This is a genomic window from Nostoc sp. UIC 10630 (assembly GCF_010747425.1).
Lineage (GTDB): Bacteria > Cyanobacteriota > Cyanobacteriia > Cyanobacteriales > Nostocaceae > Nostoc.
Map to the genome: position 1 here is coordinate 20,556 of NZ_JAAGOG010000080.1, position 11,473 is coordinate 32,028.

Genomic DNA, 11,473 nt, shown 5'->3' on the forward strand with positions numbered 1-11,473 from the left:
AGTTTTTTCCCATTCCCAATTCCCCATTCCCCATTCCATATCTGCTTATGCTTAGTGTTTTAATTCTAGTGCCGTTAATCGGTGCAGCTTTAATTGGTTTCTCGCCCTCTGGTATCAATGGTAAATTTGCCCGTGGCGTGGCTTTGGTCTTTGCTATTATCGCTTTCTTGTGGACAATCGTACTAGCAATTCAATTCCATCCGGGGGAAATCACTCAACAGTTTGCTGAGTCTGTACCTTGGATAGATGTCTTAGGTTTAAACTATAACCTCGGAATTGATGGTTTATCTTTGCCACTGCTGGTTTTGAATGGATTGCTAACTTCTATTGCCATCTACAGTAGCGATGAATCTCTACAGCGCCCGAAATTTTATTACTCTTTGATCCTATTATTGAGCGCTGGGGTGACTGGAGCATTTCTGGCACAGGATTTACTGTTATTTTTCCTGTTTTACGAATTAGAATTAATTCCGCTATATCTGTTGATAGCTATTTGGGGTGGGGAAAAGCGGGGTTATGCGGCTACAAAATTTCTTATTTATACCGCCGTTTCGGGAATCTTGATTTTGGCAAGTTTCCTCGGCATGGTTTGGCTGAGTGGTTCCTCTAGCTTTGCACTAGCAACCTTAAACCCTACGACTTTACCCTTAGCGACACAGCTTTTACTGCTAGGGGGGATTTTGATCGGTTTCGGGATTAAAATTCCCTTAGTTCCCTTTCATACTTGGTTGCCAGATGCTCACGTTGAAGCTTCCACACCAATTTCCGTGTTGTTGGCTGGGGTGTTGTTGAAGTTGGGAACTTACGGCTTACTGCGGTTTGGTATGAACTTGTTACCAGAAGCTTGGGCTTATGTGGCTCCTTGGTTAGCGACTTGGGCAGTGATAAGTGTATTGTATGGTGCATCCTGCGCGATCGCTCAAACCGATATGAAAAAAATGGTAGCATACAGTTCCATTGGACACATGGGCTATGTGCTGTTAGCGACGGCGGCATCTACACCATTAAGCGTTTTAGGTGCTGTAATGCAGATGATTAGCCACGGCTTAATTTCCGCCATGCTGTTTTTGCTGGTAGGGGTTGTGTATAAAAAAGCCGGAAGCCGAGATTTAGATGTTCTCCAAGGATTGCTGAACCCAGAACGGGGTATGCCTGTAATTGGTAGCCTAATGGTTTTGGGAGTTATGGCTAGTGCTGGGATACCAGGAATGGTAGGGTTTATTTCCGAATTCATCATTTTTCGGGGCAGTTTCCCAGTTTTTCCAGTGCAAACTTTACTATCAATGCTTGGTACTGGCTTAACTGCGGTTTACTTTCTAATACTCCTCGACCGCGCCTTTTTTGGCCGCTTGTCTGCACAAGTTACTAACTTACCACGTGTGTATTGGAGCGATCGCGCCCCAGCAGCAATTTTAGCTGTGCTGATTGTGATTTTCGGCATTCAACCCGCTTGGTTAGCACGCTGGACTGAACCAACAATTACAGCAATGGTGAATAGCCAAAATGTAGTAGTAGCAGTGTCCTTGGAGAAAGCAATGGGGACTGGGGATTAGGGAGTAGGGAATGGAGACTGGGGACTGGGGACTAGGAATTAGGGACTAGGGAAGATTTTTCTGAATACATAATACCCAATGTCTAATCCCCAGTAACCAGTACCCACTACCCAGTACCCAATACCCAGTACCCAGTCCCTATACTTTTTGGAGAGATAGCAATGGTAACTATTAAAAAAAAAGCGGCTCACAATCCCTTAGCTGAGTATATTGAACGGCTGCAAAAAGGAGAAGCATTACTTCCCAATAGTCCAGACAATGTATTAGAAGTAGTTGGTATTCTTAAAAGCTATGGTGTAGTTTTAGATGCCTACTCAAAAAATCTTAACTATATTGCCGAGTATCAGTTTTTAATATTTTTCCCATTTTTTAAATACTTTAATGGAGAGGTTTCTGTTGAGAAATTACTCCGCCACTGGTGGCATAATCGAATTAATTTTGAGTATGCCGAATATTGTATGAAAGCCATGATGTGGCATGGTGGCGGCGGACTAGATACATATTTAGATACAACAGAATTTAAAGAAAGAGCGCAAGCCGTTATTGCCGTAAAATTTAAAAATAATCCCTTAATTTTGGGTATTAACCAACTGTTTCCAGATTTCTTAACAGAACAATTGCGTGTCTCTGCTTACTACACAGGTTTAGGTCAATTTTGGCGAGTCATGGCTGATATCTTCCTCAGCTTATCAGACCTCTACGACCAAGGCAAAATAAAATCGATTTCCGAAGTTGTAGAACATATTAAAGCAGGGTTAGTGGCAAATGCATCAAACCCAATTACCTACGCCGTCAAAATTCGGGGTGAAGTCTATGAAATCATTCCTAAAAGCGTTGGTTTGACTTTCTTAGCAGATACAGCAATACCTTATGTAGAAGCAGTATTCTTCCGGGGAACTCCTTTCCACGGTACAGTTTCATACAACGCCCAAGGTTATCAAATTCCGCCAGATCAAACGCGATTTCAGTATGGCGCATTGTACGCCGATCCTTTGCCCATCGGCGGCGCGGGTATTCCTCCTACCTTGTTGATGCAAGATATGCGTCATTATCTTCCAGAGTATTTGCACGAAATTTATCGTCGTAGTCTTCGGGGTGAAGATGATTTGCGGGTACAAATTTGCATGAGTTTCCAAAAATCGATGTTTTGTGTTACAACAGCAACGATTTTGGGACTGATGCCTTATCCTTTGGATACTAAAGATCCAAATGAAGAAAAAGGTAATCGAGTTTATTTAGAAAAGTGGATGAGTCGTTTAGAAACTTCGCGGTTGCTGGATGTGAATAAATAACTGAATTGAATACAGAGAAATTTTAGATGCTTCTCAATCGCTATCAAAATCTTCATCTAATTCAGCAACTCGATCCAGTGCAAGATCATTGCCGGATTTATCACTTGATGAATGGCTATGAGTTTCCTTGGGATATGACGCGATCGCTCGAAGTTGCTTTGATGCGAACTTATTGCGTTCCTAGTATCTCTAAATTGCTGAATCAGACAGGAGAATTTACTCATTGTCCACAAAAACGCTACGATGATACGTCAATAATTGTTGGAGAGATGATTAAGTGGGGTTATGATAGCGATCGCGGCAAACAAGCCCTGCAACGCATGAATGCACTCCACGGACGCTTCAAGATTGACAACGGTGATTTTCTGTATGTACTTTCAACTTTCATTTTCGAGCCTATCCGTTGGAATGTGCAGTTTGGTTGGCGGCTGATGTGCGAACAAGAAAAATTAGCGTCTTTTTACTTCTGGCGAGAAGTAGGTAAGCAAATGCAGATTCAGAATATCCCTGAAACCTACGAAGAATTCGAGCGCTATAACCTTGACTACGAACGCCAAAACTTTCGCTATTCAGATACAAATCGTCGAGTTGGAGAAGCTACACGCGATTTATTTTTAAGTTGGTTTCCTTCGTGGATGGGTTCTACTATCAAACCAGGTATCTACGCTTTGTTAGATGACACCATGCTTGATGCCTTTGGTTTTCCCTATCCTTCGCCATTGTTGCGATCGGCTATGGTAAGTCTACTAAAAATCCGAGCCAGATTAATCCGGTTATTTCCACCTCGGAATCACCCTAATTTTTATATTGACTCTCCTATCCCCAGCTATCCTACTGGCTATGAAATTGCAAATGTGGGGCCATCGGAAAACGTTAAACAGTAAAGCTCCGGTTAACTTGTTTAAGCGATTGGCATCTATCAGTAACTCTTGCCATACTAGGTTTCTGGTTCGATACCTAGTGATCGCAGTCTTTCTACAAAACTCGGTTCAAATCAATTTCTTCTTCTGATTAAAGATTGATCTATTGTATTTTTGGGCCGATATACCCAATGATTATTTTGCCAGCCCCTAATTCTGTAGAAAAATGAAGCCGCCAAGCTCCTGCACCAGTCATTCTTAAGTGCAAACTGAATAGGCGATACACATCATCAGGACACTTAAAGATTAACTTATCCTCTAACTTTTGAAGCCTAGAGTCACTTTCTGGAGTAGCTTTACTAGCAAGAATGTCTAAATTAAAATCTCCATCAGTCCAAGTTTTACAGCCGTTTTCTAGTTCAAACAACTTTCTCACAATTTGTCGTAACATTGAGCTACCATTCCCAAGGCTTTGTATCTGCTTGCTAACACTTTCGCAAAAGACTAGAGAAGGGAATAATTCTCCTCTACGGTTCCATAAATCTAAGCCGTCACTAACTCCTTGACGTATACGCTCTTGAAAACCGTCAATCCAATCATAGTGTTCCTGCACATGATTACTACAACTGGCATGTAACACATTTTCATACCTGATAATTAATGGCTCTTCTTGTTCCTCTTCATCTACTGTTATTACCTGCAACTGCAAGCTACTGCAATCCCACTGTGGTTCAGATTTTAGGCTCACTGCAAGAGAATTAAACACAAAAGCATAATAAAGTCCAATAGCTTGTTGTCCTTGATAACTTACCTCAATTCCCGGATCTAGAATATCTGCTAAAGGCAGATCGTTTTTATCTTGAAGAGTTTTAAGGAATCTTCGAGCTTCTAAATCTACATCTGGATCGTTACGCCACTGCACTACTCTATAATCTAGTGCAAGTTCTAAGTAATTAAAATCGCTTTTAGTGTAAAGCTTTCTCTTGCTTCCACTGGGAGGCTTGATTGAAAGTATTGTATTGATGAATTCTGTCATCAATTGTCTTGCTGTAGTAATATCAGAAGCATAAGTGTGTAAGGAGAGTTCATTAAAAACGATTTCTAAATCCACCGTTTTATTCTCCCACCGGTTCTAATAAAACTTCCAAACTCTTATCCCATTCATCAAAGAAACCATCTGGCCATTTGTCAATTCTTCCACTGCGATTAATTCGTGGTGATATTACCTCTGTCAAAGCTTGTCCTTGTTTTTCTTGTTGCTGAAAGTAATGCAACTGGACATAATCTGGGGGAATAATACCGCCATGAACAGCAAGACGAATCCCGTTTAAAACATGATCGCTATGAGTTTCTATTACAACCTGAATATTACAACTAGCGGCAAGCGCTAATAGTTCTCCCATTTTCGCTTGTCCTCTAGGATGGAGATGAGCCTCTGGGTTTTCAACTAGGATTAGTGTACCAGGAGGAGATGAAAGTATAGCTACAATAATTGATAAAGTGTAAGTAATCCCAAAACCAACGTTGGTTGCACGATAACGATTACTATCTCCATAAAAATATTTTATAGTCACCAAACCCATCGCTGAGTTAGCTTCTATTTTGATACGTATACCAGGACTAACCTCTCTCATCCATGCTTCCACTTGATCTATCAGATTCATTGATTTTGCTTCTGGATAGCTGAGATTGGAGATAAAAATTGGTTCATCTCCATAAATATAAAGAAAATGGGCTGTATATTCTCCTTTAGTACCAATTTGTCTAAGTCGCCTAACTTGATAATCAGACATTTCATTAAATGAACGTGGCCCAATACGTTCTGCTTGAAGGTAGTGAAAATATTTACTAAAAATATTTGATTTAAAAATTTCGGAGTCATTTGGTTCTAAAATGACATTTAAGACATCTTCTTCTTTTTTATCTGGGTTGTAATTGAAATTCCATATATATTCATACTTTTCTGAGATAATCTCAAAACTTATATAATTATCTTTTGCACCTTCACAAAGAGCATCCTGTGCTGTACCAATACTTACTAAATCACCATTTAGCGCCAAGCCAGTTTTTGGCAATAAACCCTGTTGATATGATTGACGTAGTAATAGTAATGATTGAAGTACAGAAGATTTTCCAGTGCTATTAAGACCAGAAATTAGTGTTAAAGGTCTAAATTCAAGGAACTGATTATCAAAACGTTTGAAATTTATCAGGCGAAGAGAACTAATCATGAAAGCACTTCCTGAATTATTTTTTCTATAGTACTAAATCTATACTGTACTTTCTCAGCAGCCTGAGATATAGATTCTAAAAAATATTTGTCATTGTCTATATATGTCTTGAATATATTAATCAATTTTTGTTTTTTATCTACTAAAACTTGTATTTGATCATCACTCAATTTACTCAGAAGTACTGACCAAGATTCAAATAGAGCTTTATTTATAGGAAACTTTCTTTTCTGAAAATTAGATATTTTCCGAAATGCATCTTTACCAAAGATGTTCCAGTTAGCTAGAATTGCTCTTTGAAAATTATTTTCAATGTTATGTAGCTCAGTTTCAGAGAGTTTATTTGTCTTAGATAGTGCTTTTGTTAAAAAAGTATCTCTGTTGTCGGCATAATCTTTATAATGAGTCAAAGTAAAGGCTAAGAAGCCTAGTATAAATTCCCGATCATCCATACGCATTATCCGGTCATCTCCAAGTTTTACTACCTGCTGAAATTTTGGATATGCAGCAAGTTTAGTTAAAAACTTTGTTCCCTTACCAGGATTAAGAGCATGGCGTAATTCTTGAGGAGATAAAGCAAGCCCTCCTGTATTAATGCGTTTAAAAATATTATATTTAATTTCTGGAGGTGTACCTTTTTCAATCAAATATACTGTTAGTTGAGTTTCTTCAAGGCGGCGTTGGTATCTGCGATCAATTTCATCGTAGGTTTTACCTTCCAAATTTGTAAGATATTCTAATCCAGATAATTTGAGTTTTTTATCAAGAATAAAGCGCTTGAGTGCAAATAGACGCTGTAATCCATCGACTACTAACCATTTATCTTCATTAGTAGCATCTATATAAAATGCTGGTATGGGGATGCGGATAATAATAGATTCTATAAGCCTGCTTTGGGCATCTTCTTTCCATATATCAGCATGACGTTGGAAATCAGGTGCTAAATCAAGGGCTTCTTCATTGATTCTTTTAAGCAATAACTCTATTGTTGGTTCCCTAGTTACAATGTTAATTTTATCAGGATCATACTGAAAAGTAACTTTTTCCTCTTGATCTTCTTCTTCTAAAGTTTCTTCATCAGCTAATTCTGGATTATAGTCACTCAAATCTGTCACAGCGCTTACTCCTTAGTTTTAACATTTGTTTGTTCACTCAGTTATTAGTGATGTTCCGTGTTGATACATCAACTAATGAGGCTTTTTAACTGGTGTACTTCAATCCTACTATCTCCCCAAATGACAAAGACGCGAAATTTCGCGCCTCTATGTACCTAGTTTATTACTTGTTTACCTTCCCCAGGCAAATCGAAAATTGGCGCGATCGCCTCCGGTAACGTCAGAGCGATCGCACCCTTAAACCAAATACTTAAACCTCTGGTTCGATACCTAGCGATCGCAATTGAGCAGTTAAGCGATCGGCTCTTTCCTCACCAGTCAATAACAAATTACCTTGCAAATCCCACCAGCGTAGCCAAGGTAATTCCATATTGTAATATTGTCCCTGCCAAATCCCTAACTCAACTCCTAAAGGATGTATGGGATAATGTCCGCGTTCATTTGCTGTTAATAACTGATATTGTCCACCAATTAATTCATAAACTTCTACGCTGGCTTTATTCACTTCATAAATGCCGTAGAAGGGAGGACGAATCACCTGCTCATAAATCCAAAATTTCCCTTTCCAAGGAGTTTTATCTCGCTCCTCACTACCATCACCAGAGACAAATTCTAATGCAATCAATGGAGCAATAAACTCTCGCCATAATACATAAGACCTGCGCGTTTGTCCATCCAGAGTAGGTGGTACATTCCCTACATAGAACCAGTCTGGTGCTTCTGCGCCTTTTTCTGGAGGGTCAGTAATGCGCCAGTAGATACCGCTATCTTGACCAATACAGTATTGCCCATCAGGGTGACGTTTTTGCAATATCGGTTTAATAGAGTCCGTTAGGAGAATGCTTTGGGGATGTTCCTGAAAGTTTTTCACGAAAGTACCGTCAGATTCAGGAAGCTGCGTATGGTCTGGAAACGGGGTCAGCGCGGTGGATGGGTCGGTTGCAGAGGTCATAAGACTACCTTTGCAGGATGTAAGGGTTGTTTTTTAGTTTAGCAGTGGAAGGGGAGATGGGGCGATCGCTTACTACTTGCCGACTAATGCCAGTGCTTGATTGATCACACGGTCAGAAAGATACATTCCTGATGAACGTAAATTCTCTATAACTGGTCGTGCCATTGTTATTTTGCCGCGTTGCTTTGCTCTCAAAACTATACCTAATGTTCCTCGTACAGGAATCTCCAGTACTGCTGCACATCTACGAGCGGCAAGATCATCCATAATTGCTTCTGTACCAGGGTGGGTATACGCCCAAGTCAAAACAGATGATTCGCCTTTGCCTAAATCCCAAGATTGGATAATCTCAGGAGTTGAAGGTGCTTCTACAACTGTTAACCAGTTTGTTTGTGAAAGTGCTACAACAGTCGGGTCTTGTACGCCTCTTTGCTGAATTTCAACAGCTACTGCTGATGGAACTAAAAACTCTTCACCCAATAACTGCAACAAATCCAGGAAACCACCTCTAGATAAAAAAATTAAAGGTGAAGCATTAATTACAGGTGGTTCAGCCACGTTCTAATTCCCGTTGTAAGTCATCAAAATCAACAATAAAAGCATCGATTTGTTCACGGGATAGAGCCAAGAGAAAATCTGTTCTATCTAAATCGGCGATATTAGCTGCTTTCTCTTGGGAAATTTCACCACGTCCATACCAGTGTATGGCCGCAGCCAAACGCAATTCACGGACAAACTCATTAGGTGACAGGCGCAGAGCAGAGAATATTTCTTCGGGTAGTTCTAAGGTGACAGTAGTCATAAAAGTTATGCGGGGTGAAAGCCTATTCTAGAATTCACTTTAGCAATTTTAGGGTGTGGGAGAAAAAAGCGTAGGCATAGCCCGTCGTAGACATCGCTCTCTTTCTCAAAACTAATTTAGCTTGTCAAGATTTACTTGTGTGAAGATTAATACAAATATATTGGGAGTTGCAAAGATGGCTTGGGTAGCAGGTGATCCGTTGCAAGGTGGCAAATATACTATTGAAAAGGAATTGGGAAGGGGACGGTTTGGTATTACTTATTTAGTAAAAAATAAGAAAGGCGATCGCCAAGTCATTAAAACTTTAAATGATGATTTACTAAATTCCCTTAACCAGTCGGAGCGCGGACGGCTAAAGACAATGTTTTTGCGGGAGGCTTTAAAGCTTCAGAAATGTAAGCATAAGTATATTGTGGAGGTTGTAGACTCCTTTGAGGAAGCAGACCGTTTGTGTTTGGTAATGGAGTATGTAGATGGAGTCAGTTTAGCTGATCGTCGCCAACAAATTCTTTCTGAACAAGAGGCACTACGTTATATTCTGCAAATTGGTGAAGCTTTAATAGTTGTGCATGAAAATCGATTGATTCATCGAGATGTACATCCAGGAAATATTTTTTTGCGAGTGCGAGAAGGACAACCTGAAGCGGTGCTAATCGATTTTGGTTTAGCTCTGGATTTTGACCACATCTTAACCACAAATCGAACCAAGGAAACTTTTGAGGGATTTACACCACCTGAGCTTTATGCTCAACATACTAAACCAACTGGGGCATATAGCGATATCTATTCTTTGGCGGCAACTCTTTATGTGCTTCTGACTGGAAAAACACCAGTAGATGCGTTTAAACGGAAGGTAGATAACGCTCGTTTAGTAGCTCCGAAAGAACATAATCCTCAGATTAGCGATCGCACCAACCGCGCAATTTTAACAGGGATGAAGCTAGATTTTAAGCAACGTCCTCAATCAATGCGAGAATGGCTCGACTCTTTGGGGTTAACAGGGGAAACTCCTCAGCCTGTCTCAACTGTATCCTCTAACACTAACTCAAATTGGGAGCGAAAAATTCAGGTTTGGGGAGTAGTGATAGCTGCGATCGCAGTTTTTGTAAGCTTACTTGCAGCCATACCTTCTTGGATTCCTATTTTCAACCCATCTAATCAACCGTCACAGTCTCCTAGTCCATCATCTACAAAAACACCGTAGATTTAGCTCAACTTGCATTGTGTGTTGTGCAAAATTCTGCAAAACTGTATTATTTATGAAACACACTTAAGTCATAGAAAACACCTATCTATATCCAGCTTTTTTAAACTGTTTTAATTACAAATTCCAAATTACGAATTACGAATTATTTAGGGGTTTTCATGCCTTGGACAACTGGACAACGATTACAAGGTGGCAAATATGTAATTGATAAAGTCCTTGGACAGGGTGGATTTGGGATTACTTATAAAGCATTGCATATTGAGCTAAACCGGACAGTTGTCATCAAGACACCCAATGAATATCTCAGCCATGATCCAGAATTTGAAAAGTATATAGAGCGATTTATCCAAGAAGGGCGGACACTAGCGCGTTTGTCTCAACACCCACATCCTCATATCGTAGGGGTAATTGACCTGTTTAGGGAAAATAGTATTCACTGTCTAGTAATGGATTTTATACCAGGAGAAAATTTGTTTCAGGTAGTTAGACGCAGGGGAGCGTTACCAGAAGTAGAGATTGTACCCTGTATCCGCCAAATTGGTGAAGCTTTAATGGTGGTGCATCAAGCAGGGCTAGTACACCGAGATGCTCACCCTGGAAACATCATGCTGCGAAGTAATGGCAAAGCGGTTCTGATTGATTTTGGTATTGCCAAAGAACTTGTGCCTAAAACTTTGAGTTCAACAAGTAATGCGGGTAATCATGGGTTTGCACCCTATGAGCAGATGACTAGAGGCAGTCGGGAGCCAACGGTCGATGTTTACTGTCTGGCTGCCGCACTTTATTATGGAGTGACAGGTCAACCTCCCACAACTTCTCTGGCTCGCAAGCTAGACAATAGTTCTCTGACTCCGCCTAGACAAATTAATCCAAAAATCAGTGAGCAATTAAATCAAGCAATTCTTAAGGGGATGGCGCTGGAGGCAAAAGATCGTCCTGAGTCGATGTACGTATGGTTAGCAATGTTAGAAAAGCCAAAAGCAATGGCTTCACTAGCTCTTGAACCAGTTCATAGAGAAGAAGTTGTCTATTCTAAAGGCAAGCTAAATTCACAGACAATTCCAGGTAAATCAGCTATTAAATTTCCTAAAATCATTCCCTGGGACTGGTTAGTTAGTATATTGTTGATTTACCTATTGATAGGGTACTTATTAGCAGTGTCTAACGCTTCGTATATACTTTGGGCTGTGACTTGGGCTTGGGCTTGCACTGTGGCTGAGACCGTCGCTGTGGCTTGGGCTGTGGCTTGTGCTGGTGATGGGTGTGGTCCCGGTGACCGGGTGGTTCAGACCCACATCGCCACCGCCAGGGCCTTCCTCGAAGTCGGCGGCCAGCACATTGTCAGAGGCACGGATGCCAAACAGGTAGTTGCAGTTGAAAGTCGCACTGTCGTTTTCACCGCGTCCCTTGGCGATCAGTGGAATCACGCCCACTCCACCGCTTCCGGAGGAGGCCGTGGTG

General features: G+C 40.6%; 11 protein-coding genes. 5 read left to right on the forward strand and 6 right to left on the reverse strand.

From position 1 onward, the window contains the following. Positions 1–47 precede the first annotated feature (47 nt). From G1O98_RS19095 to G1O98_RS19105, 3 genes are all read left to right on the forward strand, one after another. Positions 48–1,553, forward strand: coding sequence for an NADH-quinone oxidoreductase subunit M (locus G1O98_RS19095; RefSeq protein WP_163930579.1), 1,506 nt, complete (start codon positions 48–50; stop codon positions 1,551–1,553). Between the two features lie 161 nt (positions 1,554–1,714). Continuing rightward, positions 1,715–2,845 carry a CO2 hydration protein gene (locus G1O98_RS19100; RefSeq protein ID WP_163930581.1) on the forward strand — a complete coding sequence of 377 codons (1,131 nt, stop codon included), beginning with the start codon at positions 1,715–1,717 and terminating at the stop codon, positions 2,843–2,845. Between the two features lie 26 nt (positions 2,846–2,871). Beyond that, entirely contained in the window at positions 2,872–3,729 is an 858-nt protein-coding gene (locus tag G1O98_RS19105) for an oxygenase MpaB family protein (protein ID WP_163930583.1), read from the forward strand. Positions 3,730–3,868: 139 nt separating this feature from the next. Here the strand turns inward: G1O98_RS19105 and G1O98_RS19110 are convergent, their stop codons facing one another. The 6 genes from G1O98_RS19110 to G1O98_RS19135 all read right to left on the reverse strand — a co-directional run bounded on the left by G1O98_RS19110 (position 3,869) and on the right by G1O98_RS19135 (position 8,805). Continuing rightward, a complete protein-coding gene (locus tag G1O98_RS19110; RefSeq protein WP_163930585.1) occupies positions 3,869–4,816 on the reverse strand; it encodes a hypothetical protein in 948 nt (315 codons plus the stop codon). 4 nt (positions 4,817–4,820) lie between these two features. After that, entirely contained in the window at positions 4,821–5,936 is a 1,116-nt protein-coding gene (locus G1O98_RS19115) for a DUF3696 domain-containing protein (RefSeq protein ID WP_163930587.1), read from the reverse strand. After that, positions 5,933–7,051: a DUF262 domain-containing protein gene (locus G1O98_RS19120; RefSeq protein WP_163930589.1), complete on the reverse strand. Its 1,119-nt coding sequence runs from the start codon at positions 7,049–7,051 to the stop codon at positions 5,933–5,935. The genes G1O98_RS19115 and G1O98_RS19120 overlap by 4 nt, the downstream gene beginning before the upstream one ends. A gap of 250 nt (positions 7,052–7,301) precedes the next feature. Further along, positions 7,302–8,003, reverse strand: coding sequence for a Uma2 family endonuclease (locus G1O98_RS19125; protein WP_163930591.1), 702 nt, complete (start codon positions 8,001–8,003; stop codon positions 7,302–7,304). Between the two features lie 72 nt (positions 8,004–8,075). After that, the gene (locus G1O98_RS19130; protein WP_163930593.1) at positions 8,076–8,561 is read right to left on the reverse strand and encodes a DUF3368 domain-containing protein; all 486 of its coding nucleotides are present in this window, start codon (positions 8,559–8,561) and stop codon (positions 8,076–8,078) included. Further along, positions 8,554–8,805, reverse strand: coding sequence for a UPF0175 family protein (locus G1O98_RS19135; protein ID WP_163930595.1), 252 nt, complete (start codon positions 8,803–8,805; stop codon positions 8,554–8,556). Before G1O98_RS19135 ends, G1O98_RS19130 begins: the two co-directional genes overlap by 8 nt. A gap of 175 nt (positions 8,806–8,980) precedes the next feature. Between G1O98_RS19135 and G1O98_RS19140 the strand changes: the two genes are divergently transcribed. Next, complete coding sequence (locus G1O98_RS19140) at positions 8,981–10,009, forward strand: serine/threonine-protein kinase (protein WP_163930603.1); 1,029 nt, start codon at positions 8,981–8,983, stop codon at positions 10,007–10,009. Positions 10,010–10,170: 161 nt separating this feature from the next. After that, positions 10,171–11,473, forward strand: a 1,303-nt coding sequence (locus G1O98_RS19145; protein ID WP_163930597.1) for a serine/threonine-protein kinase, incomplete at its 3' end; no start/stop codon positions are given.